This is a genomic window from Rhodopirellula islandica (assembly GCF_001027925.1).
Classification (GTDB): domain Bacteria; phylum Planctomycetota; class Planctomycetia; order Pirellulales; family Pirellulaceae; genus Rhodopirellula; species Rhodopirellula islandica.
The window spans coordinates 56,900-83,583 of the sequence record NZ_LECT01000006.1 but is presented as its reverse complement, the minus strand read 5'-3'; the positions used below and the strand labels follow the sequence as shown (position 1 = coordinate 83,583).

General features: G+C 56.9%; 21 protein-coding genes. 13 read left to right on the top strand and 8 right to left on the bottom strand.

The annotated features are described in order from the left end of the window. Window positions 1–47: 47 nt before the first annotated feature. The 4 genes from RISK_RS01710 to RISK_RS01695 all read right to left on the bottom strand — a co-directional run bounded on the left by RISK_RS01710 (window position 48) and on the right by RISK_RS01695 (window position 1,578). Window positions 48–491, bottom strand: a complete 444-nt coding sequence (locus RISK_RS01710; RefSeq protein WP_047812524.1) for a GNAT family N-acetyltransferase — start codon at window positions 489–491, stop codon at window positions 48–50. 152 nt (window positions 492–643) lie between these two features. Then, a complete protein-coding gene (locus RISK_RS01705; protein WP_047812523.1) occupies window positions 644–979 on the bottom strand; it encodes a cupin domain-containing protein in 336 nt (111 codons plus the stop codon). A 145-nt stretch (window positions 980–1,124) separates the two neighbouring features. Then, window positions 1,125–1,328: a CsbD family protein gene (locus RISK_RS28895; protein ID WP_053061019.1), complete on the bottom strand. Its 204-nt coding sequence runs from the start codon at window positions 1,326–1,328 to the stop codon at window positions 1,125–1,127. A gap of 70 nt (window positions 1,329–1,398) precedes the next feature. Further along, window positions 1,399–1,578 carry a hypothetical protein gene (locus RISK_RS01695; protein WP_047812521.1) on the bottom strand — a complete coding sequence of 60 codons (180 nt, stop codon included), beginning with the start codon at window positions 1,576–1,578 and terminating at the stop codon, window positions 1,399–1,401. Between the two features lie 552 nt (window positions 1,579–2,130). Between RISK_RS01695 and RISK_RS01685 the strand changes: the two genes are divergently transcribed. The 5 genes from RISK_RS01685 to RISK_RS01665 all read left to right on the top strand — a co-directional run bounded on the left by RISK_RS01685 (window position 2,131) and on the right by RISK_RS01665 (window position 14,100). Further along, window positions 2,131–6,957 carry a CheR family methyltransferase gene (locus tag RISK_RS01685; RefSeq protein ID WP_047812519.1) on the top strand — a complete coding sequence of 1,609 codons (4,827 nt, stop codon included), beginning with the start codon at window positions 2,131–2,133 and terminating at the stop codon, window positions 6,955–6,957. Continuing rightward, complete coding sequence (locus RISK_RS27820) at window positions 6,954–9,698, top strand: PAS domain S-box protein (RefSeq protein ID WP_053061018.1); 2,745 nt, start codon at window positions 6,954–6,956, stop codon at window positions 9,696–9,698. Before RISK_RS01685 ends, RISK_RS27820 begins: the two co-directional genes overlap by 4 nt. Before the next feature lie 136 nt (window positions 9,699–9,834). Beyond that, window positions 9,835–10,692, top strand: coding sequence for a hypothetical protein (locus RISK_RS01675; protein ID WP_047812518.1), 858 nt, complete (start codon window positions 9,835–9,837; stop codon window positions 10,690–10,692). Window positions 10,693–10,966: 274 nt separating this feature from the next. Beyond that, window positions 10,967–12,418 carry a BamA/OMP85 family outer membrane protein gene (locus RISK_RS01670; protein ID WP_047812517.1) on the top strand — a complete coding sequence of 484 codons (1,452 nt, stop codon included), beginning with the start codon at window positions 10,967–10,969 and terminating at the stop codon, window positions 12,416–12,418. After that, window positions 12,415–14,100: a BamA/OMP85 family outer membrane protein gene (locus RISK_RS01665; protein ID WP_047812516.1), complete on the top strand. Its 1,686-nt coding sequence runs from the start codon at window positions 12,415–12,417 to the stop codon at window positions 14,098–14,100. Before RISK_RS01670 ends, RISK_RS01665 begins: the two co-directional genes overlap by 4 nt. Window positions 14,101–14,168: 68 nt before the next feature. Here the strand turns inward: RISK_RS01665 and tsaB are convergent, their stop codons facing one another. Next, window positions 14,169–14,987, bottom strand: coding sequence for a tRNA (adenosine(37)-N6)-threonylcarbamoyltransferase complex dimerization subunit type 1 TsaB (gene tsaB, locus RISK_RS01660; RefSeq protein WP_047812515.1), 819 nt, complete (start codon window positions 14,985–14,987; stop codon window positions 14,169–14,171). A gap of 108 nt (window positions 14,988–15,095) precedes the next feature. Here tsaB and RISK_RS01655 point away from each other — a divergent pair, with 108 nt between their 5' ends. Both RISK_RS01655 and RISK_RS01650 read left to right on the top strand, forming a co-directional pair. Further along, a complete protein-coding gene (locus RISK_RS01655) occupies window positions 15,096–15,854 on the top strand; it encodes a metallophosphoesterase family protein (protein ID WP_047812514.1) in 759 nt (252 codons plus the stop codon). Between the two features lie 4 nt (window positions 15,855–15,858). Continuing rightward, window positions 15,859–16,617: a metallophosphoesterase family protein gene (locus tag RISK_RS01650; protein WP_047812513.1), complete on the top strand. Its 759-nt coding sequence runs from the start codon at window positions 15,859–15,861 to the stop codon at window positions 16,615–16,617. Window positions 16,618–16,713: 96 nt separating this feature from the next. Here the strand turns inward: RISK_RS01650 and RISK_RS01645 are convergent, their stop codons facing one another. Beyond that, window positions 16,714–16,911, bottom strand: a complete 198-nt coding sequence (locus tag RISK_RS01645; RefSeq protein ID WP_231845896.1) for a hypothetical protein — start codon at window positions 16,909–16,911, stop codon at window positions 16,714–16,716. A gap of 212 nt (window positions 16,912–17,123) precedes the next feature. Further along, on the bottom strand, window positions 17,124–18,215 hold the full coding sequence (locus tag RISK_RS01640; RefSeq protein WP_047812511.1) for a substrate-binding domain-containing protein: 1,092 nt from the start codon (window positions 18,213–18,215) through the stop codon (window positions 17,124–17,126). Window positions 18,216–18,489: 274 nt separating this feature from the next. Here RISK_RS01640 and RISK_RS01635 point away from each other — a divergent pair, with 274 nt between their 5' ends. The 5 genes from RISK_RS01635 to RISK_RS01615 all read left to right on the top strand — a co-directional run bounded on the left by RISK_RS01635 (window position 18,490) and on the right by RISK_RS01615 (window position 23,261). Further along, entirely contained in the window at window positions 18,490–18,996 is a 507-nt protein-coding gene (locus RISK_RS01635; protein WP_047812510.1) for a hypothetical protein, read from the top strand. A gap of 161 nt (window positions 18,997–19,157) precedes the next feature. Beyond that, window positions 19,158–20,528 carry a threonine synthase gene (gene thrC, locus RISK_RS01630; protein ID WP_047812509.1) on the top strand — a complete coding sequence of 457 codons (1,371 nt, stop codon included), beginning with the start codon at window positions 19,158–19,160 and terminating at the stop codon, window positions 20,526–20,528. 259 nt (window positions 20,529–20,787) lie between these two features. After that, window positions 20,788–22,617, top strand: a complete 1,830-nt coding sequence (locus RISK_RS01625; RefSeq protein WP_047812508.1) for a carbamoyltransferase family protein — start codon at window positions 20,788–20,790, stop codon at window positions 22,615–22,617. A gap of 10 nt (window positions 22,618–22,627) precedes the next feature. Next, window positions 22,628–23,035, top strand: a complete 408-nt coding sequence (locus RISK_RS01620) for an SxtJ family membrane protein (RefSeq protein WP_236695942.1) — start codon at window positions 22,628–22,630, stop codon at window positions 23,033–23,035. Window positions 23,036–23,042: 7 nt separating this feature from the next. Next, window positions 23,043–23,261, top strand: a complete 219-nt coding sequence (locus RISK_RS01615; RefSeq protein ID WP_047812506.1) for a DUF5989 family protein — start codon at window positions 23,043–23,045, stop codon at window positions 23,259–23,261. Between the two features lie 50 nt (window positions 23,262–23,311). Here the strand turns inward: RISK_RS01615 and lysS are convergent, their stop codons facing one another. Further along, on the bottom strand, window positions 23,312–24,883 hold the full coding sequence (lysS, locus tag RISK_RS01610; protein ID WP_236695941.1) for a lysine--tRNA ligase: 1,572 nt from the start codon (window positions 24,881–24,883) through the stop codon (window positions 23,312–23,314). 335 nt (window positions 24,884–25,218) lie between these two features. On the opposite strand from lysS, the gene rimO reads away from it, so the two are divergent. Further along, complete coding sequence (gene rimO, locus RISK_RS01605) at window positions 25,219–26,649, top strand: 30S ribosomal protein S12 methylthiotransferase RimO (protein ID WP_083434722.1); 1,431 nt, start codon at window positions 25,219–25,221, stop codon at window positions 26,647–26,649. Window positions 26,650–26,684: the final 35 nt, after the last annotated feature.

Genomic DNA, 26,684 nt, shown 5'->3' with positions numbered 1-26,684 from the left:
ACTCCGCTCCGACGAACAGATTGACAAACGATTCCGAAGGGCATTGTTCAGCCTTCGTCGCTGGGCGGAATCATCCAGCAAGAATCATGAGGCTGCATTCCGACATGCGGGTAGTAGCTTTCCGCCGCAGGTGCCGACAGCAGAATCAGCCGAGTTCGCAGGCCAGCGACTTGATGGGTACGCCGAATCAATTCCCGACCGATGCCTTGGCCTTGGTGATCTGTATCGACGGCAAGATCCGACAGATAGGTGCAGTAGGCATGGTCGGTGATGGCTCGCGAAACACCAACGAGCTTGCCGGGTGCTTCCGAATGGGCCACCGCTGAATCTTCGACCCAATGAGCGGTCACCAGCACGTCCGCGTTCGACAACATCTCGCGAATCCTTGCCTCGTCGTCGACGGGACGGCGTTCCGCCAAGGTGGATCGTTTCAGCAGATCAATGAATTGCGTCGATTCCAACGAGAGACCGACGCTGTATCGGATGGCCATGCAAAAAGACTGGAGAGGTGAATTGCCCATCGACGGTCGAGAGGCGACCGACGCAGAGCGGGCGAGGGAACGATGCACACGAAACAAGATAGCAGGGTGCGCCTCCAGGTTCGCTCACCCCTCGCCACTGACATTCCCCAACGCCGGACGCATCACACCGGTTTATCACGGTCTCCGAAACGAGCTGGTGGGCTGGTTGCTTCGATCGCGACGATGGGTTTGAGCACGCGATATCGATGAATCGCACCTGCCGGTACGAGCCAGGAATCGCCGACGCTCAATTGCGCCGTTCCCCCATCCAACTCCAACTCCAAGGCACCTTCCAACAGGTAACCGACGGCCTCGTAGTCACGGGTCGTTGGCTTGCTGAACACGCCCGGGCTTTCCTCCCACCGGCGAAGAGCGACGTGCTTTCCAGTCGCCAAATAAATCTGCCCCATCGCACCTTGCTCGGCGTCGGATCCAGTTGTGATTTGCGGAATGTCCATGGTCACCGAATTGCTTTGTGGTTGGAACGGGGTGCTTTCCCAGCACGGAAAAGGGCCGCAATCGACCAAAGCCGACGCGACCCGCTTGAAACGACAAACGCGATTGGTGAATTTTTGCTCTCACCATCGAGCAGCCTGGTTGGACTCAACAATTGCAAGACGTCTCAAACTTCTTGACTTGCTTTTCGGCTTCGTCTTTCGCCAGTCCATAGCGTTCTTGGACGACGCCAACCAGCTCCTCGCGTTTTCCGTTGACACGATCAAGGTCGTCATCGGTCAAGTCCCCCCATTGCTGCTGAGCTTGACCTTTGACCTGTTTCCACTTGCCTTCGATTTGATCCCAATTCATTTCGTTTCTCCTGAAGAATTGATATTCTGAAACCCGCCCGGACGAGCGTCGCCCGGGGCTCTGCGGTGTCCTACTCTTCGACGTCCACACTCACACTGCCATCGTCGACGTCACGGTTCACTTCCACGCCACCGTTTGGAGTTTCAACGTCCAGCACGGTTTCTTTCCGATCGCATCCGGTCACGATGAAACCCGCCACCATGGCCGCGGTGAGCAAAAGAAAGTGAACGACATCACGTGGTTGTCTCATGGCTGGACCTTTTGGCATACGAAGTTGGTTAAGATCGAGGCAACCTGCTAGGCTAAGCCGTGAAGGCGTCTCGAGAGCAATCACGCTGACGCGAATGCGATGCCAAAGCAGCCAAATCACATGACCGGCATCGGTTTGAGCGAATCCAACCAGTCGTCACGTGATGTCCGCTTGGGTTTTGAGCCATCCCTCGGCCGATCCAGTGGAAACCAAGCGAATTCTCGACCGGGGTGGAGATTGCACGATGACTGGTCGATTGATCGGAAACCAAACAACGCAGGCAACGGGGTGATCATCCGTCCCTAGCGACCGTCAACCATTGCAAAACGTTTCGCCAAAGCGTGGAACACGGCATTTGCACCCCACAATCGATTGACCCCAGCGGGCTCGTCGCGTCCAATCAGGACGAACCGGACGTTCGTCTAGCGAGGTTGTTGAAGAGGTTTCGATGACCTCTGAATCTCATCGAAACGAAGCCATGCCAACCACCCCCACCGACCCAAGACCGAACTACCTGCCGACGGTGGTCGCGGGTCGGGAGAGACATTTCTGTTGAGCGATCCACCACTGGAATCCAAACCACTGGTTGTCGGCGTGGGTGCTGGCGCCGGCGGGATGGAAGCATTGCGAGAATTCTTGACGTCATTGGGTGACTCACCCGATCTGGCGGTGGTGTTCGTCGCCGATGATCCATCGGAATTGCATTCACACCAGGCTGGTGAATTGGCGAGTGCGACGCCATTGCAAATCGTCGAACTGAAGTCTCGCAAACTTCTCAAACCGAACACGGTTTACCTCTGCCCCCCCAACAGCCTGCTCACCATCAGCAGTGGTTCCCGGTTGTTGCTGAAACAGACCACCGAAGAATCCTTTGCGACGCCAATCGACCATTTCTTTCATTCCATTGCGGAAACGCGAGGAGCGCGAGGCGTTGGAGTCGTTTTGTCTGGGACGGGCACGGATGGCACGCTGGGGTTGAAAACCATCAGTGACGCAGGGGGAATGACGTTTGCCCAAACTTCCGAATCTTCAAAATTTGATTCGATGCCGAGAAACGCGGCGATCACCGGTGTGGCCGATCATGTTCTCTCCCCAGCAAAGATCGCTGATCAACTCAAGGACTACGTTCGCTATCTGAAACAACACTCGGACGAACGGGTGAGCGGATCGCTACTGGAACAGATCGAACAGGCAATCCCCGAAGTCGCGGATATTCTGTATCAGGAGACCAAGCACAATTTCAAACACTACAAGACGGGCACGCTGACCCGACGAATTTTGCGGCGGATGCAAGTCCTGCAGATCCCCGATGTCGCGGCTTACTTGAACCGAATGCGGGACGACCAGGAAGAATCGCAGAACCTGTTTCGCGAATTGCTGATTGGGATCACGGCATTTTTCCGCGATCCCGAATCGTTCACGAAGTTGGCAGCCGAAGTGATCCCTCCGATCTTCGAAGGGCGCACTGCCAGCGACCCGGTTCGCATTTGGGTGCCGGGATGCGCGACGGGAGAGGAAGCCTACACCCTGGCGATCCTGTGCCATGAATACGTTGACCAATTGCAAACACAGCAAGGTGGCACCCTCTCCAAAGAATCCCTGCCGACGTTTCAAATCATCGCCAGCGACATCGACGAGCGTGCGTTGGCTATCGCGCGACAAGGAGTCTATCCGCTTGGGATCAGCGAGCACATTTCGGAAGACCGACTGAAACAGTTCTTCGTCCAGCGTGGCAAACGCTATCACGCGAAAAGGAACCTGCGTGAGTCGATTCTCTTCTCGCTGCACAACCTGATCAGCGACCCACCTTTCTCGCGTCAAGACTTGATCTCCTGTCGGAATTTGCTGATCTATTTGGGTCCGCACCTGCAGAAAAAACTGATCCCCCTTTTTCACTATGCTTTGCGTCCCAACGGGTACCTCTTCCTTGGTCCGAGTGAATCCATTTCCTCGCACGGCGAACTGTTTGATGGCGTGAACGCCAATCATCGAATCAACCGACGCAAAGGAACCGAAACGGTCACGGCGGCGGAAGACTCACGAGGTTTCCTCAGCGCAATCGAAGTTGCCCGACCGGCGGCAATCCTTCCAGGCGAAGAGGACACCCAAGAAATCCACCAGGTTCTGCAGCGGATCATCCTGGATGAGTTTGCCCCCAAGGCAGTGGTCGTTGACTTTGACGGGCAAGTCGTTTGCTCCTTGTCAGAGACCAACCCGTATCTGTCCAGTGACGGCGGGTTGCTGCAAAAGAACCTGATCAAGATCGCTCCTGCTAGTCTGCGAGTTGGACTCCGCAGCGCCTTCGCGGAGGCCAAGAGCAATCGTCGACGGGTTGTCCGCGATGATCTGTCGGTCGCCTGCGAGGGCGGCCAACAAAGGGTGAAGCTGACCATTCAACCCATGATGCAATTGGGGCACGAAACCGAGTTGTTCATGGTGGCCTTCCAGGATCGGAGCCCTCCCGCTTCGGACTTGGAAGGGTCAACCGACGGCTCCGATCCGCCGGAAACCTCGGAGAAAGACGCCCAACGATTGATCGAACAACTCCAGCGAGAGCTCGCGGCCACCCGGGAAGACCTCGATCGGTCGATGCAAGAAATGGAGGCTACCAATGAGGAGCTGAAGTCGTCCAACGACGAACTCCTGGTGATGAACCAAGGGCTGCAAACCGCCAACGAAAAACTGGAGGTCTCCAAAGAAGAAATCCGCAGCAGCAGTGAGGCGGTCGCCCGTGCCAATGCGGACTTGCAGAACCTGCTGCGAAGCACACGCATTGCAACCATCTTTTTGGATGACGATTTGTCGATCCGAAGCTTCACACCTGCGGCGACAGAGATCTATGGTCTGATCGCGACCGATGTGGGGCGTCCACTCACGCAAATCGTTCCCAATGTGAGCGTCATGCCACCGCTTCCCAGTTGGGAACAATTGATCCAAGAAGACGGCGTCGAGCACACCATTGTTGCTCAATCCGGCCAAGCATTCATCCGTCGTGTGCTGCCGTATCGCTCCCACACAGGCGATCACGATGGGATTGTGCTCACCTTCACCGATGTCACGCAGCTGCGAGAAAGCGAAGAGCTGTTCCAATCGTTGGTCCGTGCCTCGGCCCAGATCGTCTGGATCGCCGATGCCAAAGGTGTGGTCGAATCCGACTCAACGAGCTGGCGTGAATACACCGGACAAACCATGGAGGAATGGTCTGGTTTTGGATGGCTGGACGCGATCCATCCCGACGACCGGGAACTGACTCAGAAGGTCTGGGTCGACGCGGTCGAAAAGGGACGCCCGCTGGTGATGGAATATCGTCTGCGAAACCGAAATGGCGATCACCGCTGGTTCCAAGTTCGGACCGCTCCTCAACACCGCCCCGATGGAACCGTGCATCGTTGGGTGGGAATGAACATCGACATCCACGATCAAAAACAAAGCCGGTTGGAATTGGTTCATCGTGAGGCTCACCTGCGCCGCGTGATCAACAACCAACTGGGATTGGTGGGGGTGATCGATCGCAACGGATTGCTGTTGGAAATCGATGACCGGTCGCTGGAACACGCGAAAGTCAACCGCACGGACGTGATTGGCAAACCGTTCCACGAGGCTCCGTGGTGGAGCTACGACCCGGATGTCGCTCAGCAGATTCGAGAGGCAATGAAGCGAGCCTTCCAGGGTGAACCGGTGCGCTACGACGTGTCCTTGTTCGCCCACGGTGATGATGGCGTGATGATCGACTTCATGGTTGCACCTGTATTCGATGACAATGGAAACATCGAGTACCTGATTCCATCGGGCGTCGACATTCGCGATCGTAAAAAAGCAGAACGGGCCATGAAAAACGCTTCCCGGCGGATGCAAATGGCACTTCGGGCGGGAGGCATGGCCGCGTGGGAATGGACGCCAACGAAAAGCTATTGGACCAAAGAGCTGTACGAACTGCTGGGTGTTTCAGCAGACCAACAAGCCAGTTCCGAACTATTGTTTTCACTCGTTCACCCTGACGACACGGAGGGGTTGAAACAACATTGGCGAGATGCGATCCAAGGCAAACACGACTACGAATTTGAGTTCCGCATCCAACGCCCCGATGGGGAGTTGCGTTGGATCACCGGAATGGGGGAGATCGTGCGTTCGAAATCCGGCCAGGTCACTCGGATGCACGGTGTCAATTGGGATTCCACCCAAGAACACGTGCAAGCAGAAACGCTGCGTGAGAGCGAGCGACGCGCGAATGAAGCCAGTGCTTCCAAGAGCGCTTTCCTGGCGAACATGTCGCATGAAATTCGCACCCCGATGACCGCCATCCTTGGCTACGCCGATTTGCTGCACGATGTGGTGGAGGACAGCGAAGCTCGCCAGCATCTGCAAACGATTCGGCGAAATGGCGACTACTTGCTGGACATCATCAATGACATCTTGGACCTTTCCAAAATCGAAGCTGGCAAACTGGATGTCGAAAACGAACGCTTTGATCCAGGCCGGTTGATCGAAGATGTTCGCAGCATCATGGAAGTCCGAGCCAAAGAAGCCGGGCTCGAATTGACCGTCGAATACAATGAGCACATCCCCGCATCGATTCAATCCGATTCCAAACGCCTCAAACAAGTTCTGATCAATTTGGTTGGCAACGCGATCAAATTCACACACGAGGGAAGCGTGCGGTTGGTGGTGCGGATGGATTCCGATCCCGATCGCTTGTGCATCGACGTGATCGACACGGGGATCGGGATCGCAACAGAACAACAAAACCATTTGTTCCAGCCTTTCTCGCAAGGCGATTCCAGCGTCAGCCGGACGTTCGGTGGAACCGGGCTTGGATTGACGATCAGCCAGCGATTGGCGGAAATGCTGGGCGGCAACATCACGTTCGAAAGCGACATGGGAGTCGGCAGCACATTCACGCTGATTGTTTCCCCTGGCGAGTTGACCGGTGTCCCCATGGTGGACCACTCAGAACCCATTGCCTATCAAGACAATGTTCCTGAAGCCCCGGACGGGCATCCCATCGAACTGAATTGTTACGCGTTGGTGGTGGATGACCGCCGCGACATTCGTTTTTTGAGCCGGCGTATCCTGACCAAAGCAGGTGCCACAGTCGACGAATGCGAGGACGGCCTGCAAGCCGTCCATAAAATCGTCGAGTGCATGAACGAGGAACATTGCCCGGATGTCATCATTCTGGATATGCAAATGCCAACACTGGACGGGTACGCCACCGCGAAAAAGCTCCGAGAACTCGGCTACGAAGGGCCGATCATCGCCTTGACCGCAGACGCGATGCAGGGCGACATGAACCTGTGCCTGGAAGCAGGTTGCAACGACTACCTCAGTAAACCCATTGATGCTGCCAAACTGATTCAGCTGGTCAGCAAATTGACATGAGCGAACTCACCACCACCGAACAGCAACTGCGTCTGGCATTGTCGATGTCCTCGATGGGTGTCATCCACATGGACTACGACACCCAACTCGCCTCGGCTGATCAGCAAGCCGCACGACTGTTTGACTTGCCCCCGGGTGTGCAGGTCGACCGGGAAACAGTTCATTTGAAGTTCCACCCCGATGATGCGGTCGCGATCAACGAGCATCTCGCCGAGTCGATGGATCCCAATGGTGTGGGGGAATTCTCAATGGAACATCGCATCATCCATGACAACGGAGACGTGCGTTGGCTGAGCATTCGGAAAAAAGTCATCTTTGAGGAGCGAGACGGCCAACGAACTCCGGTTTCGTCACTTCTGGCGGCCGTCGACATCACTCACAAAAAGCAGGAAGAAGACTTCCTCAAACGATCCCAAGAGACGTTTGAGAACCTGGTGCAGAACAGTCCCTTTGGCATCTACGTCGTCGACACCGACTTGAAGATGCGTTACATCAGCAAGGGTGCACGGGAGCACTTCACTCAATTTGATCCCATCGAAGGGCACGATCTCGAAACGATCATGTTCACGATTTGGCGAAAGGAGTTTGCCACCGAGATCATGAGGCTCTTTCAACACACGCTGGAAACCGGTGAACCCTATCAAGCGCCGGCGTTCGTTGAAAATCGTCATGACACGGACCAAGCCGAATCCTATGAGTGGCAAATCGAGCGAACGACGCTGCCCGACGGATGCTTCGGAGTGGTTTGCTATTTCTACGACGCCACCGAACACGAGCAAGTCGCGGAATCGATCCGACGCCGCGAACAATATTTTCGCGAGATGACGGACGCGGCCCCGGCGATGCTGTGGGTCACCGGTGCCGACCATTCCTGCACGTTTCTCTCTCGAGGCTGGCAAGACTACACCGGACAATCTCAATCCGACGGCTTGGGAATTGGCTGGCTCGACATGGTTCACCCCGATGACCGTGAGGACGCCCACCGGATCATCCTCTCCGCTTTCGAACGCCGTGACCCTTTCGAACATGACTTCCGACTACGGACCGTCAACGGCGACTACCGATGGGCCATCGATGCCGGGCGTCCCAAGTTCAATTCCCAAGGACAATTTGAAGGCTACATCGGAAGCGTGATCGATGTTCACGATCGCCAAGTGGCCGAAACATCGCTGCGGCAGCGGGCCGCCGACATCGAGGCCAGTGAAAGCCGCCTGCGTTTGGCCGCGGAGACGACCGGCTTTGGCACCTACGACATCACCACCACCGACTCGCAGAACATTTGGTCCGATGAATTGTTCCGGATCCTCGGCTTGCCCGCGGACGGGGCCGCGGACGAAAACCGCTATGCGTCGTTGGTGCATCCCGATGATCGGCAACGATTCCGGCAAACACTGCGTCATTCCATGTTGCCGGACGGCCCCGACCAGCACTCCATCGAGTTTCGAATCAATCGTCCTGATGGAGAGACTCGCTGGCTCATCGACACGGGATGCACCTTTCGCGAGGGCATCCAACGGAGTCGTCGTGTTGTTCGGCGAGTGGGCACGGTGCAAGACATCACCGACCGAAAAATCTTTGAGCAATCGCTGCAACGCGCCAAGCGATCGGCGGAGATGGCCAATCGATCTCGCGGCGAATTCCTCGCCAACATGTCGCATGAAATCCGAACGCCCATGTCAGCGATCCTCGGGCATGCCGACATTCTGAACGACCACCTGAAAGACCCCGACAATTTGTTGGTGGTGGAAACCATCCGTCGCAATGGAAATTTCCTGCTGGCGATCATCAACGACATCTTGGATTTGTCCAAAATTGATGCTGGCAAGATGGATCTGCAGAAGCAACCGGTCCGGCCCGACACGATCGTGGGTGACATTCGTTCGCTGATGGATGTTCGCGCCGCGGAAAAAGACCTGCCGCTGAAAGTCGAGTTCGCTGGCCCGATCCCGGAAACCATTCGCACCGACGCGGTCCGGTTGCGTCAAATCCTCTTGAACCTGGTCGGCAACGCGATCAAATTCACCAACGACGGTGAAGTGCGACTGAACATCCGCTACGACCAACGATCCAAACTGCTGAACTTTGATGTGATCGACACCGGGGTGGGCATTCCGTCGGAGAAACTGGATTCGCTGTTTGAACCGTTCACACAAGTCGACAGCACCTCCACGCGTTCGCATGGTGGCACCGGGTTGGGACTGACGATCTGCCGTCGATTGTCCCAAGCCTTGGGTGGGCAAATCGATGTCTCCAGTCAACCTGGCAAGGGCAGTCGATTCACACTGTGCCTGAAGGTCGACGCCAGCGGGAAATTGATCCAACCCAACCTGAACAGCCTGCCTGCGCAAGAGACACCAGCCCCCGAGGTCCGGTTGTCGGCCAATGTGCTGGTCGTCGATGATCGACGCGACATCCGATACTTGGCCCAGCACTTCATTGAGAAAGCGGGCAGCACGGTCTACACCGCCACCAACGGGCAGGAAGCCATTGAGTTCATCGAGTCGCCCGATTCACCACCGGTGGATTTGATCGTCATGGACATGCAGATGCCGATCATGGACGGCTACGAAGCCACCACGGAACTCCGGCGGCGCGATTGCAAACTGCCGATCATCGCCCTGACCGCCAATGCCATGAAAAGCGATCGCGAAGAGTGCTTGGCCGCGGGATGCACCGACTACACCACCAAGCCGCTCGATCAACAGAAGTTGATCCAAATGATCGCCCGCCTGACCACTTGATTTGCTCTTGCAGCGAATCACGGTGGGTCACCCCAGCCGACAATCTCCGAAAATTCGTCCTGAACCATCAAACTTGAACATGGACACCGGTCGATAAGCGGGAGGAACGTCCTGCTTGCATGGAGCGAAACCTCAAGTGCGAATCGACACTCGCCAATCCGGTGTGACGACCCAATCCGGTGTGACGACACTGGATGATCATCGCCGAACTGCCAACGAAAACGTGCAAAGCGTCTTCAGCGAAGTGCTGGAGAACTTCGGACGCGAGGGATACGCCAGCGCTGAACCGGTCTCCACTGAAACGCCGCTGGATTCTCAGATTCAGCAATCGTGGACCCAGTGGTATCGCGTCGAGCAACTCGGGCGTTATCGCGGCCAAGAGGACGCCGCGGCTCTGGGTGAGTCGTACGCTGGCGTGATGTCCCAGGCTTACGACGAAGGCGGCTACGCCTCGCCAAAAGACTTCCTGCGTGGATTGCCGGCCGACGAACTGGAAACGGTCCAAACCATCCATCGCTTGGCCGATCCGATCCAGGTCGATTCGCTAAGTGAGGAAGGGGCGCTCAACCTTTTGATCCCTCCCGCTGCCCAGGTGGACCTCAACCGCGATGGGATCACGCAATCAGGCAAAGCCAACGGGCTTCGGTTCCCTGATAGCACGACATCGCCCGAAGTGACGCAGGCGTGGGAGGAAGCGACCGCCGGCATGTCCTGGGGCGAACGTGCGGTTCACGAGTTGCGGATGAAGCTTCCTGTGCTGACTGCGAATTTCCTCGTCAACGGCGACGGCCAGATCACGGGGCAACGTGAACCAGGGGATCCGGACTGGGTCAATCCCATGGCGGACCCGGAATACTCCTTCGTCGAGGAGACCAAACGCTGGATCGACTACTTGGATGACTTCAAAAACCAGATCGATCCAGACCAGTACGCCAAGGATCGCAGCTTCTTTGAGACGTTTCAGAAAAAGCTGATTGAACACGGTGCTCCCTGACGCCATCGCGGTAGGAACCATTCAGCGGCAAGCCTTCCCTTGTGAAACGCGAGCAGGAAACTGACCTGTTTCACGACCGCTGCCACGACTGTGTTCGGGCGGAAATCGCGCCGAAACGGCTCCCATCGGCCAATCACTTGTTCCTCCGCAAAATCAACCATTTTGCAAACTTGATTGAAGTTCGAGGGGAGAGTCGTATTCGCCTTGTGGCACCCGCCGAAGCATTGGTAGAGACGGGAAGATCCTGTTTCTCGTGCCACGGATATGGCTGCTCATGCCGTTTCGATTCTACCGCTGCGATACTTCGAAGCACCGCTTTCTAGCGTGTTTTGTTTGCTGCTTGGCGATTGCCTTCTCATCCAACCATCTTCACGCCCAAATGGGTGGTGGAGGCATGGGTGGAGGCCAAGCTCAAGCACCCGCCGCCGCAACCAAACCCAAATTCAGTGATCACATTCACAACCGCGACGGCATGGCACTGCGTCGCGAAGCGGGCGACGCAGTCGTGGCCGAAGTTCGGCTGGTCGGCAACCAAGTCATCCGGACCACAGACATTCTGGCGGAAATTCAAACCCGCAAAGGTCGCTTTTACAGTGAAGATACCGTTCTTTCTGATGTTGGTCGACTGAACGACATGGGATCCTTCGATCACGTCACCTTCGAAGCCGAGGAACGCCTCACGGCAACTCCCGGTTCGAACGGCAGTGCACCCCAGAAAAGCGTTCTGGTCACGTTCTACGTTCGGGAACGAGCGATGGTTTCGCAGGTCATCTATCACGGCGACTACGGAATGAACGACCGTGAACTGTCGGGACGCTCGGGAATCACCGCGGGTGACCCGCTCAGCGAATTCGCGATCGAAACCGGCAAGCGTCGTTTGATCGACTACTACCACGAAGAGGGCTTCAACCAAGCCGCGATCATTGCGTCCATCGGACTGCCCGGTGATCCCAACGCGGTCGTCTTTCGAATCAACGAAGGCCCGAAAGAACGCATCCGAGACATTCGCATCGAAGGGGCTTCCATCGTCAGCGAATCGCGGTTGAAAAAAATCATTCAAAGCCGTGGCCCCATGATGGGCATCATGAGCTACATCGGCAACGTCGCGGACATGAAAAAGATCGACGCCGATGTCGATGTGTTGGCGTCCTACTATCACAACCTTGGATTCCTGACCGCGACCGTCGGACGTCGGATCGAATACGACCGAACCGGCAAGTGGATGACAATCGTGTTCGTCGTCAACGAAGGCCCACGTTTCAGCATCGGCGACATTCAAATTGTCGGCAACGAATTCATCACCGAAGAATCACTGCGACGACGTCTGGAACTGAAAGCCAATGATGTTTTCAGCGGCACCAAGATGCGAAAAGACATCGGTGAGATCGTCTATGGCTACGGTGAACTCGGATTCATCTACGCCGAGGTCAACCCCAAGACGATCATGCGAGATGAAAACGGCATCGTCGACTTGGTGTTCGAAATCACAGAAGGCGATCGCTGGAAAGTGAACAGCATCCGCGTCGAAATCGACGGGGAACCTCACCTGATGCGAGAAACCACGATGTTGAACCTGATCGAGATGCGAGAAGGTGATTACATCGATCGTCGCGACTTAGAAACCGGGCGTAACCGGATCGAACGCAGCCAACTGCTCGAAACCAATCCCACGATCGCCGCCCCGCCGGACATCATCGTGAAGCCATTGGAGGAATCGTTGAGATGAACTCCAAGCCCCCACTGAATTCACTCCCGCTCAAGTCCCGCTTCAAGTCATGGATGCGTGCTGTGACCCAATCTTCTGAATCGGATCCTTCGGCCACGTCGAAGCATCGCGCAGCAACGCGTTGGCTCGATGACATCCACCGCGCGCTGTGGACTCGCGTCTCCGCGTCCGCGTTGCTGGCATTGTCGTCCAGCCTCGTGTCGTCGTCGCCTAGCTCCGCACAAACGGACTATCCAGCTCCGCCGCCACCGTCCGCCTACGGAGCACCACCCTCGTTGCAGGGCACAACAGCGGCGCCGACCAATTCGACCTACGGCCAATCGGTCTATGGCGGCCCGTCCGCCTACGGCGCACCCGGAACGACTGCTCCCGCGACAGTCACACCTGCCCCCACGGCAGCCAACCCCTACGCCGCGCCGACTTATGGCGGAAACGTTGCAGCTCCGCCGGCGGCCTATCCCAACGGCGCCTATCAGGGGCAAACTTACCAGGGCCAAACCTACCAAGGTGACGCTTACCAAGGCGGAACTCTATCCGGTCCTTTGCAGGGCAGCTTTCCATCGTCACCCAGCTTGGCACCTCCGGTTGTCAATCAACCCACCGTTCGGGAGGCCGACCTGATCATTCAAGGTTACCCCGCTCGCACGGGTCGCCTGATGTTCGGCGGTGCGGTCAACAGTGACGCCGGCGTCACCGGCCAGATCACCGTGGATGAACGCAACTTTGACATCAGTCGCTGGCCGACCTCCTTTGGCGACCTGTTCAGCGGAACCGCCTTCCGTGGTGCCGGCCAAACGTTTCGATTGGAAGCCGCTCCCGGGAGTGATTATCAACGGTACACCGCTCAGTTCGCGGACCCCAACCTGCTGGGTTACTTGCCCATTAGCATGTCGCTGAGTGGGTTCTTGTACGATCGCAACTTTGACGACTGGGACGAAAACCGCCTCGGCGGCCGAGCCAGCTTTGGTTATCGCGTGACCCCCGACCTTTCGATTTCGCTTGGCGTCGGCGGACAAAATGTCGAGATCACTGACCCACGAGTCAACACTGTGCCCGAACTGAATTCGGCCCTCGGCGACAACGCTCTGTTCAGTGGCATGGCGTCACTGATCCACGACACTCGCAACAGCCCGTTGCAGCCCAGTCGCGGTCACTACTTTGAATTGAGTTTCGAACAAACCTTTGGCGACTACGAGTACTCCACCTTCGAAGCCGAATACCGCAAGTACTGGTTGCTTCGCGAACGAGCCGATGGCTCGGGGAAGCAAACCCTTTCCTACAGTGTCCAACTTGGCTTCAGCGGCGACGAAACACCGATCTTCGAAAACTACTTTGCCGGTGGTTACGCGACGATTCGCGGTTTCGATTTCCGGGGTGCCAGCCCCGTCATCAACGGCGTGGAAGTCGGGGGTCAGTTCCAATGGTTGAACTCGGTCGAATACATGTTCCCGCTGACCGCCGACGACGCTTTTCGCGGCGTTGCCTTTGTTGACTTCGGAACGGTCGAACAGGACATCGAGATTGACACCGATAATTTCCGAGTCGCTCCTGGCTTTGGTCTGCGTGTCGCGATCCCAATGCTCGGTCCCGCTCCGCTGGCGTTCGACTTTGCATTCCCAGTTGCGATGGCCGACACGGACGACGAGCGAATGTTCAGTTTCTACATGAGTGCGATCCGCTGATCAGGGCCTGACATCGCCGGTTCGGTTCGAAATCCGAACGGCGAGACCTCTGTGGTCTCGCCAGCGGACTACTTCGCCGATCCGGATTGGTTGGCGGCGGCCTTTTCTTCGGCCGCGCTGGGCCGAAAGTATTTGGGCAACACGTCCATCGGATCGGTCGTCTGCCCCGCCAAATATTTTTGATTGGCCAGCCTCGCGACCGCGGACGCCAACGTTTGCTGCTGAACGACGGGCTTCAAATGATCCGCCGGCAACCCGTTCTTCATCGCGTCTCCAGTGGCCCAAATGCCTGGAGCAGCTGATTCCACCGTTTCTAGCCAGTGGGCTCGATCCAGCAGCTCAACCGGTCCCTCGGAAACCCAGCCTGAGTCCTGTTCCCGAAACCAACCCACAAACGTTTGGCCGCGATAGGCATCCAGCCCGACCAACAATCGCTGCCCGGGTGCTGGCCACTCAGCCGGCGTGGAATCTTTTTCGGAGGAATTGGCTGGCAACACGGCGGCCGCCAAAACAGACAGAGAATCCAACGTCACCACGGGAATTCCCCAGGCATACGCCAATGTTTTCGCGGTGGCTGCGGCAATGCGCAGGCCGGTGAACGATCCAGGGCCATCGGCAACCGCGATGTAGTCCGGTCGAGTTGCAGGGGCGCGAAAACCGCTGCCCGTCGAGACGGCCTCAGGACGTTTTTCGCCTGGATGGATCGCCTGCAACAACGTTTGCAGAGCCGGAGTCAACGATGCGGTGGCCCGCACATCGCTCGGCAATTCCAGCGTCTGGACGACCTTGCCCCCCTCAATCACAGCCACCGATCCTTCGCGACCGATGACTTCCAGAGCCAATCCAATGACTGGTCGTGGGCTGCCAAATTCGGTCTGGGGGTCCATGATCGAGAACTCGAAGAGTGAATTGCGTGGGATTGTCGTGCAAAATTGGTCCAGACTACAATGACACTCGGCAGGTTAAGCATCCAGGTGAGGTGACCGAGGAATTTTGTGAAGCGAGCGTTGATCAGCGACATCCACGGGAACCTTGAAGCGCTGCAAGCGGTTCTGGAAGACATCGACAAGGTCGGGGTCCAAGAAGTCATATGCCTGGGCGATATCATTGGATATGGTCCCAACCCGTGTGAGTGCTTGGATCTGGTGATGCGGCGATGCAAACACACCATCCTGGGCAACCACGATCAGGCAGCACTGTTTGATCCTGACGGATTCAACCCGATGGCTCTGCGGGCGATCTACTGGACCCGCGACGAATTGGACAGCGGCAAAGGCGGTCCCGCTCAGATGAACGCTCGCTGGGACTTCCTGGGTGAGTTGCCGCGATTCATCGATGACGGCGATTTCAAATTTGTCCACGGCTCGCCCCGCGACCCGACGAACGAATACGTCTTCCCCGAGTACATGTATGATGCTCGCAAGATGGAAATCTTGTTCGGGAAAATCGACAAGTACTGCTTCATGGGGCACACGCATTTGCCGGGTGTGTTCACCACCGAGTGCGAATTCGTCACGCCGGACGAGTGCGATCACACGTACGCTCTGGGCAACAACAAACTGATGATCAACGTCGGCAGCGTTGGCCAACCGCGAGACGAAAACAACCAATCGTGCTACGCCATCTTGGACACCGATGCCCAAACGTTGACCTACCGCCGAGTGGAATACGATTTCGAGAAGACGGCTCAAAAGATTTACGCACAACCCGATCTGGACGATGCCCTGGGCGATCGGCTGAAACGAGGACATTGATCGGGTGACACGCACAGCCATTCTTAGCGACATTCACGGAAACCTCTCCGCGCTCGAAGCCGTTCTGGCCGATGTCGAGGCTCAAAAGGTCGATCGCATCGTCTGTTTGGGCGACGTGGTCGGCTACGGCCCCGAACCCTGTGCGTGCCTGGACATCGTGATGGGGTTCGATTTCTGTGTCCTCGGGAACCACGACAGCAGTTCTCTGTTCGACCCCGAAGGATTCAACGTCGCGGCCGAGCAAGCGATTTTCTGGACCCGCAGCCAACTCGAAGCAACCGGTGACGATCCAGGCGCCAGCCGCAAACGGATCGAATACCTGTGTGCGTTGCCGCGAACCGTACGCGAAGATCACTGGTTGTTTGTCCATGGTTCGCCACGTGGACCAACCAACGAATACGTCTTCCCGGAAGACGCCCAGAACACCAAGAAGATGGAAAAGCTATTTTCGCTGGTCCCGCGAGTTTGCTTCCAAGGCCACACGCATGTTCCGGGTGTGTTCACGATGGAACAACGCTTCGTCCGCCCGGCGGACACCGGCACGGGGTACTCACTGGCCGATCCCAATTCGAAACTGATGATCAACGTCGGCAGTGTGGGCCAACCACGTGATGGCGACCCTCGCAGTTGCTACGCGATTGTGGAACCGGATTTGGTGATGTTTCGCCGAGTCGAATACGACATCGAACGAACCGTCCAAGCCATCGAGAAAGAAGCCGAGCTGGACAATTTCCTGGGCTATCGGCTTCGCGAAGGTCGCTGAGAAAAAACGAGTGGCCGAGACAGGGTTCCCGTTCGGCTGGGTCGACGCTCGACCCACTTCCGATCCATTGCAGGAATGGATCCGATCATCGACGCGTTAGACGCGGACGTCGATGTGACCGCTGGCGAGTTGCTTTTGCACGTCAACGACTTCGGAAATCATCTGCACAATCGCGTCGCCGGTCTGCCGCTGCACGTCCAGATTCTGTCCCAGCAGCGCCACATCAATCTGCGTCTGGGTCGCGTCTTGGCGGGCTTGCAGGACCTGCTGCACGGCGGGTGGAATGGCACTCATGATCAAACTCGCAAAAAGGTTTGCACGTCGCATCGAACCAGGCACACCCTCGCTCGACACGCAAACCTACGTCACCTTTCGGCCCCCCCGCCGCAATCCTCCTGGCGGGGCCATGGAAACGCGACTGAACCTCCGAAGCCCTCACCATTGATTCCGATTTTACGGGTCGCACCGGCTCATCGCCTCACTTTCATGCGGCGATCTTCACCGACTCAATTGCCTTGCAAGATCGCTGGAATTGGTTTCCCCGCGAGTTCGTCCATGATGCCCTGGCTGCGTTCTTGAGCGTTGAGGACTTCCATCTTGCCAACGAACAGCATCACTTCGCCACCCTCGGGAATGGCCTCTTGAATCAATTTGCCGGCCGCCCGTCCAGCCAAGTAGTTGCTGGTGCCCAGGTAGAATTTCCGGCGTGAGGCTGGCGCATCGCTGTCTTGGCAAATCACCGTCGTGGCTTGGCACGCCTCGTTGATCATCGCCACTTGGTTCTCGGGATCGATCGGGCTGATTGCGATCCCATCCACGTTCGCGGCCACGTTGGATTCCAAGAATCGCTTTTGCTCTTCGATGGAACCGGAAGAAGGCATCTGCACATCGACCTCACAACCAAACTGCTCCGCCGCTCGTTTGCAGCCCGCATCGGCCAGCGTCCAAAACGGGTCCAATGAATTGGTGATGTAGGCGACACGAACCCCCGCCCCATCGATCTTCTCCTCACCGGACAAAATCGGGCCTTCACCGGATTTCATCGCGTCCACGTCCGCCGCGAACTCATTGACATTGTCGAGGGTGATCGACCGGTGAGGAATGATGATCATCCCTGACTCAGGCACATCGACTTGCCCGCCTTTCACCAGCGTCGTCAGCCACTGCACACTGCGATACCCAAACGCATAGGGTTGCTGCACCACCGTGCCAAAGACGGACTGATCGCGGATACCAGCCAAAGTGTCCGGGTGCTCATCGAAACCGACCACCGAAACTTTTCCGACCGCGTCGCTGCTCCGAAGCCCCGCCAAAATCATCGGCGTGTTTTGGCTCCAGAGCCCAACCAAGCACCCGACATTCGGATGCCGCAACAACGTCGTTTCGGCATTCTCTTTGGCTTTCGAATTGTCCTGATTGTCGGTCAGAATCCCCAGCACCGTGTAGTTGCCGCACTGACGCGGAAAACCGGAGGCATCCACCGAAGCCTGTCCCACCGTTTCAGGGCCGGATTGCGATTGTTCCGAGGAACTGGAACCAGATTTGCTGCATCCAAGTAGCAGAACCAAACCGAGACATCCCAACCAACAGCGAGCCATAACGACCATTCAAGCAAGAGAACCAGAAGAAGAAACGCCCTAGTTTAGCAAAGTCGTTCGGCTTCCATGGGACGACGCTGAGGCACAACGCAGGCCCGAAACTGGAATGAAACCCGCGCGAAATGAAGCCCTTTGAGCCAAAGGTTTGGCGGAGAAGGTGGCGCAATCAGACATTTTGATCCCAGGACTTCGAGTTTGCGAACGCATAAAATTCAATGGATCCCGCCGCAAACACTTCCCGACCTCTCCTCCCAACAAACCCTTCAGGTGCCACATGAACACGCCTCTCAAAACACTGAGTTCCACGAAACGTCACCTGCCCGCTTGGGCTTCGACAGGCTTGGTGGCGCTGGCTGTCGCCGGTCTGGGAGCGTTTTTCTTTGCCTCCGATGCGTCCGCCCAAGGTTACCGGTATGGAATCCAAAGCAACGGATTCGATCGTGGCGGCAGCGCCATCATCGGCCAGCGGGGCGGTTTGCCTCAAAACAACTACACCGCCCGCCGTCCCAGCATCAGCGGCACCAACTCCAATCGCGGGTCAGTGACAAATTATTACTACAACACCCCTCGTCGATCTGGCTACCGCGGTGGGTATGGTTACGGCGGGTACGGGTACGGTGGATATGGGTACGGATACCGCAGCTATGGGTACGGTTTCGTGCCTGGAACGGTCAGCGGAACTGGATTGCAAGTTGGCCCTGGAGGCGGGGTGCAGTTCGGAACGGGAACCTACTATGCCGTGCCACGCTACTACGGCGTGCCGACCTACGGGTTCCGCTGAGACGAGCAGCAGGAGCAAACGATCGTCGGGATGGAATGGTGGCGAAGCGACCCAAATTTGGCCGACAAACGAAGTTCACGCCTCTTTTGGTTCGCCCTTTGCCTGTGAGTGGGCTGCGATCATAATGTCGGCCCCGTTTCCCATCGCACCAGGATCCCCTCATGTCTCTTGCCGTTGAGTCCAAATCGGACGTGGACCACCAAACCACCTACTTTCGTTGCATTTCAGGCTGCAGCGCAAAGCACTCGATCTTTGATGTGATCTACACCTGCCCCACTTGCGGCAGTCTGCTGGAGGTCTATCACGAGCGGGAACCGCTGAAACAAAAAAATGCCTACCAGTGGCAACAACTCTTCGATTCTCGTGCCAGCACTTCGAAATGGCCATTCGGCAGCGGCGTCTGGGGCATGCGAGAGTGGGTTGTTCCGTCGTTGGCAAACGAGAACATCGTCAGCATGTTCGAGGGAAACACAAACCTGTTTTGGGCCGAGCGACTCGGAGCTCAACTCGGTGTCCCCGATCTTTGGATCAAACTCTGCGGCAACAGTCACACAGGCAGCTTCAAAGACCTGGGCATGACCGTGTTGGTCAGCGTCGTCAAACAAATGATGGCCCAAGGCAGCAGCGTCAAAGCCGTGGCCTGCGCCAGCACCGGTGACACGAGCGCGGCATTGGCCGCTTACGCCGCCTACGCGGGCATCCCCGCGGTGATCTTCTTGCCCGCTGGAAAAGTCAGCACCGCGCAGCTGATCCAACCCGTCGCCAATGGCGCCCACGTGCTGGCACTCGACACCGACTTCGACGGCTGCATGAAGATTGTCCAAGAGGTCACGCAGGACAATTCGATCTACCTCGCCAACTCGATGAACAGCCTTCGCATCGAAGGCCAAAAAACGGTCGGCATCGAATTGGTTCGCCAATTTGAATGGGAAGTTCCGGACTGGATCATCATCCCGGTTGGCAACCTCGGAAACATCAGTGCCCTCTACAAGGGTTTCAAGCTGATGCTGGACCTGGGGTTGATCAACCGCATGCCACGCTTGGTCGCCGCCCAAGCCGAACGCGCCAACCCGTTCTACACCGCTTACAAAAACGGCTTCGCGGAAAAAGTCAGCGTCACCGCTCAAGACACGCTGGCCAACGCGATTCGAATCGGCGATCCGGTCAGCTACGCCAAAGCGGTCAAAGCCGTCCAAGAAACCAATGGCATTGTCGAGCAAGCCACTGAAAACGAACTCGCCGAAGCGTCGGCGTCCGCCGACTTGACCGGGATGTTCACGTGCCCGCACACCGGTGTCGCCTTGGCTGTGCTGAAAAAATTGATCGATCGAGGTGAGATCTCCTCGAAAGACAAGACCGTTGTGATCAGCACCGCTCACGGGTTGAAGTTCACCGACTTCAAAGTCGGCTATCACGAGTCAACGCTCGAAGGCATCGACAGCAAACATGCCAACCCAGCAGTTCACCTGCCCGCGGACGCCAACGCTGTCAAAGACGAGATCGCTCGCCGCCTGGAACAACACAACGGCTGATCCATTCGCAAGGCGAGCTTGTCTTGAAGCAGGCCTGCACAAAAACGGTTTGTGCGAAGCAGTCAGGGCGGCATTTTTGCCGCCTGGCGTGGGGCACGGTTCCGACGTGCAACTGGAGCGGACGCCCACACGGTGCATGTGTGTTGCCCTTTTATTTTGGTGTCGCTGCTTCGCAGCCAGGAAACATGACTCATCTGCCCCACAAGGGACACCAACAAGTGGTCAACTCACGGGCAAACGACCTGGCTAGACGGCTGCCATGACACTCATCCTTGGCGTCTCTGCTTACTACCACGATTCCGCCGTCGCACTGATCAACGATGGGGCGGTGGTCGCTGCTGCAAGCGAGGAACGCTTCACAAGGAAGAAGCATGACGCGGCATTTCCCAGCGAGGCACTGGCAGGCTGCCTGGAGTCAATCGGGGCCAGCGTCTCCGACATCGACTATGTCGGGTTCTACGAAAAGCCATTGCTGAAATTTGAAAGGTTGCTGGAAACCTACTTGGCGTATGCTCCACGCGGCTACGCGTCGTTCGCCCGAGCGATGCCACCCTGGCTGCATCTCAAACTGCACCTTCCTCGCGAGATTCGAAAGCATCTTGGCGGCAAAACCAAACGCCGGATTGTGTTTTGCGAACACCACGAATCGCACGCGGCGAGTGCTTTTTACCCCAGCCCATTTGACGAAGCAGCAATCCTCACGGTGGACGGTGTCGGCGAATGGACGACCACCAGCTGGGGAATCGGAACCCGAGAAAAGATCGAGCTGAAACAAGACATTCGATTCCCCCATTCGCTGGGCTTGCTGTATTCGGCGTTCACCTACTTCTGTGGCTTCCGAGTCAATTCAGGCGAATACAAATTGATGGGGCTCGCCCCCTATGGCGAACCGACGTTTGCGGACGTCATTCGCAAAGAATTGATTCGCGTCAACGACGACGGAAGCTATGAACTGAACATGAATTACTTCTCGTTCGCTCATACGCTTCGGATGACCGATAAAAAACTGGAACGTCTGCTGGGCGTCTCACGCCGAGCCCCAGAGTCCCTGGTCCGACAAGTCGACATGGACATCGCAGCAAGCATCCAAGTTGTCACGGAAGAAGTGATCCTAAAACTCGCATCCCATGTCCATCGTCAAACCGGGAGTGATTCACTTTGCCTGGCCGGCGGCGTTGCTCTCAACTGCGTTTCCAACGGACGACTGCTGCGGGAAGGACCGTTCGAAAACGTCTGGGTTCAACCGGCGTCCGGGGACGCCGGCGGCGCTCTGGGTGTCGCCTGGCTGATCTGGCACCAACTATTGGGGAACTCGCGAACAGCCAATCCTCAGGACGCCCAGCATGGTTCCTTGCTGGGGCCACCCATCGACGAATCCAGCGAAGTTGCTTCGTTGATTCGGTCAGGTGCCGTTGTTCAGACATTCAACCACGCGTCCGAACTCGACCAACGTGTCGCAGGGTTGCTGGCAGACGGCAAGGTGGTCGGCTGGGTCCAGGGACGCATGGAGTTCGGCCCGCGATCGCTTGGAAACCGCAGCATCTTGGGCGACCCTCGCAACACAGAGATGCAGTCGACGATGAACCTCAAGATCAAATACCGAGAGTCATTCCGACCATTCGCTCCTTCTGTTTTGGAAGAATGTGCTAGCGACTGCTTCGAGATCAAACAGGGTGCATCCAGCCCCTACATGCTGTTCACGTTTGACGTCTTGCCGTCTCTCCGAAAAGAACCGACCACTCCCGTCGAAGGCATCCAACGCGTGCGCCAAGTCAGAAGTGACTTGCCCGCCATCACCCACCTGGATCATTCGGCTCGAGTTCAGACCGTCAGCAAAAATCGTCAAACTCGATTTCATTCCTTGCTCAAGGAATTCCATGAGCAAACCGGCTGCCCAGCACTGATCAACACCAGCTTCAACGTGCGAGGGGAACCTATCGTGCGAACGGCGGCGGACGCCTACCGGTGCTTCATGGCGACCCAAATGGACGCCTTGGTGGTGGGCAATCACCTGATGCTCCGCGAGGAACAGCCTGAGAGTGCGTTCGCCTCCAGTCAAACTTACCTTTCCAACCTGGCTCCCGATTGATCCCAACACCATGCCGCTAATCGATCTCCAGGCGCCCCCATCGCCGTCCATGCGTCGCTGGTTCGGGCTATCGCTGGGCCTGCTCCTGATCATCGCTTCGTTTTTAATCAGCGACTTTGGACACTGGCTCAATTCCGCCTTGCTGGTGACGGGACTCGTCGTCGTCACTGTTTACTATGCTTGGCCAACATCCCAGCAACCAATCATTCGGGGCTGGCAACACGCGACCTATCCAATTGCTTTTTGTGTTGGCCATCTGCTGCTCGGAACGATCTACTTTTTCGTCCTGACGCCCATCGCTCTGATGTTGAGAACGACGGGCCACGACCCATTGAACCTCCAACAAGAAGGCCGCTCCAGCAACTGGAATGACCGCCAATCAACGCCCACGCCCGACCAGTACTTCAAGCAGTTCTAGCTTCCACATGCCCGATCCAAAGACCCCCTCCGAGCCCACACCTCCCAACGATTTCGAGCGTGAATCGGAACAGCAGGACATTGGCCTGCTACGAGAATTCGCGATGTTCCTGCGTGAAAACAAGAAGTGGTGGCTGATCCCACTGATCGGATCACTGCTGCTGGTGGGATTGCTCAGCATCATGGCCAGCAGCGGGGCGGCACCGTTCATTTACACACTGTTTTGATTCAGTGAGAAGCGGTCGCCCCGTTTTCAATCAGTGGGTCAATCAGCGAGTCACTCGGGACGAAGCACGGGGAACAGGATCACGTCCCGGATGGATTTCTGGTTCGTCAGAACCATCACCAAGCGATCGATGCCGATCCCCAGCCCACCAGCGGGCGGCATGCCATAACGCAACGCGCGGACGAAGTCGTGGTCCATCTTGGCCATCGAGTCTTCGTCGTCCTGACCTTCAAGCTGAGTCTTGAACAACTCTTCTTGCAGATCGGGATCGTTCAGCTCGGTGTAAGCGTTGGCCAATTCCATCCCACAAATGAACATCTCGAATCGCTCGGCGATTTCGGGGTTGTCTTTTTTGCGTTTCGTCAACGGGCAGATGCTGGCGGGGTAATCGGTCACGAAGATCGGACCTTGCAGCGAATCTTCGACCTTCTCTTCGAAGATCTCATTGCGGATCACGTCGGGATGCTTGCCATCGATGGTCAGCTTCAGACTCTTGGCGTATTCCTTGACCGCGTCTTCGTCGGCGGGATCGATGCCGGTGGCTTTTTGGAACAACTCCGCATAAGTCGCACGCTGGAACGGCGGCGTGAAGTCCAACATCGTGCCGTTGTATTCACGCTTGAATCCACCGCCGATCTTTTCGATCGCGTCGCAGATGATCTTCTCCGTCAGATCCATCATGGATTCGTAGTTGCCGTACGCCTGGTAGGTTTCCAGCATCGTGAACTCTGGGTTGTGCCGTGGCGACAATCCTTCGTTGCGATAGACGCGCCCCAGTTCGTAAACGCGTTCCATCCCACCGACCATCAATCGCTTGAGGTGCAACTCCAATGCGATCCGCATGGTCAACTTCATGTCCAAAGCGTTGTGATGCGTTTCGAACGGACGAGCAGCGGCACCACCGGGAACGGTGTGCAGCGTGGGTCCTTCGACTTCGCAGAACCCTTGATCATCCAGCGTCGAGCGAATGCTCTTGATGATTTTGGTTCGATCCAGGAACGTTTGCATCACGCCATCGTTGAACGCCAAGTCGGCATAACGCATGCGTTGACGGAGGTCTTGATTGGTCATCCCGGCGTGCTTTTCCGGCGGGACTTCCAACATTTTAGTCAGCAGAAACATTTCTTCCGCGAACACGGTCAGCTCGCCCGTGTTGGTGCGGCCCAGTCGACCTTGGACACCGATCAAATCGCCCAGGTCAAACAGCTTGGCCAATTCGAAGTTTTCATCACCGACCTGTTTCTTGCCGACAAAGATCTGGATGTCGCCCGTCCAGTCGCGGATGTTCATGAAGATCAACTTGCCCGTCGGCCGCGACAGTTGGATCCGCCCGGCAACACGAACAATCGGCCCAATTTCCTCTCCGGGGCCATTGTCGGCTTTCCATTGGCGGTAATCGACGTCATCGCTTTCGACGTCGGGCAGGGCGATCGCTTCGCCTTCCTTGGGCTGCCACAGGATCGTTGGAATGCGATCGCGGCACTCGCTGACCAACAAACGGTCGTCAAAACGCTGCCCCCAGGGATCGATGCCTTTGGCGGTGATTTCTTCCAGTTTGTGCCGACGAGCCGCGTGCGGGTCGGTCAAATCAAGGTCGTCGGCTTTGGAAGGCGTAGCGGTCACGGCAAATGCACTTGCGAAGGTGGAAAAAATCAATCGGGCTGACGATTGTGAATTTGCCGACTAATTCACGCAAGGGAGCCGTTTTTTGCGAGTGCGACGGTTTTCGTCGGCCCACTGAATTTCGCGAGCGCATCGGCACGCCACGGGCTCTGGAGGGAGGACGCCACTCGCCTTCATTCGGCCGGGCACCGCCGTCAGCGATTGGACGCGTTTGCAAATTGCGAAAACGGTGGTTTGTGTTCTAATGAAGTGCTTGCCGTGAACAGGCACGAACTATCCTCGATGCTGATTTCCCGGGCATTTTGCCACTCATCCCTCGTTTCTGAATTCGTTTGATGCAACTTCCCATCCTCCCGCAGAACAACGTGACGGTCGCTTCACCGGGGACAGACCCGCTGATCGATCCTGAAACGGGAAAACCGCGGGGGCGGTACGCGGTCGTTTCATTGGGCTGCCCCAAGAACCTCGTCGACACCGAACAAATGCTCGGTCGTCTCGACGCCGACGGGTACCGGATGGTCGATTCGGTCGACGGTGCCGACTTCGTTGTGGTCAACACCTGCGGGTTCATCGACTCGGCGCGTGACGAATCCATGGCCGCCATCGATGAGATGCTGGCGCTCAAACGGGATGGCAAACTTCGCAACGTCGTCGTCACGGGCTGCTTGGCGGAACGGCAACAAGACAAACTGCTGGAGGCTCGTCCCGACATCGACGCGTTGGTCGGCGTGTTCGGTCGCAACGACATCGTTTCGGTCGTTGACGAACTCTATTCGGGACTGCAAGAACAACGCACGATCTTCAAACCCGCCGCGGTCAATCCGCTCAGCGATGCGATGCGATCGGCCGTCACCCCGCGTCACTTTGCCTACCTGAAGATCAGCGAAGGCTGCGATCGGCTGTGCACGTTCTGCGCGATCCCCAAGATGCGTGGCAAACACTTCAGCAAACCAATTGAACAGATCATCGACGAAGCCAAACGATTGGGTGACAGCGGCGTTCGAGAGATTGTGGTCGTGGCGCAAGACACCACCTACTACGGCATGGACCGCTACGGCGAACCTCGCCTGAACCAGCTGCTGCAAGAACTCGACAAAATCGAATCGGTCGATTGGATTCGGCTGATGTACTTTTACCCGATGTACATCGACGACGCGTTGATCGACACGTTGGCATCGGCCAAGCGAATTGTGCCGTACATCGACATGCCACTTCAGCATGCCAGCGACAAGATGCTGAAACGCATGGCCCGCAAAACCACGCGTGCACTGCAGACCGACATCGTTCAAAAACTTCGCTCGCGAATTGATTCGTTGGTGATGCGAACCACGATGATCACGGGATTCCCCGGTGAAACCGAAGAAGACTTCGTCGAGCTGATGGATTTCGTCAAGGAATCTCGATTTGAAAACCTGGGCGTGTTCACTTACAGCATCGAAGAAGACACACCGGCCGCAAGATTGCCCAATCGAGTGGATCCCGCCGTGGCCGCGCGACGTCGTGATGACTTGATGGAACTCCAACAACAGATCGCGTTTGATTGGAATGATTCTCGCGTCGGTGGAATCGAAGAGGTTTTGATCGATGCCGAGATGCCCGAACAGGAAGGTGTCTTCATTGGCCGCACACGGAGCGAGGCACCCGATGTTGATGGGCTGATTTACGTTTCGCAAGTCGCCCCGGATTCGCCCGTGGAAGTCGGTCAAATTCGCCCCTGCGAAATCGTTGCGTCGCAAGGCTACGACTTGGTGGCCGCAGCGACTTAACAATCAGAGAGAGGTGCGAGCTTCCTGTTGTGCAC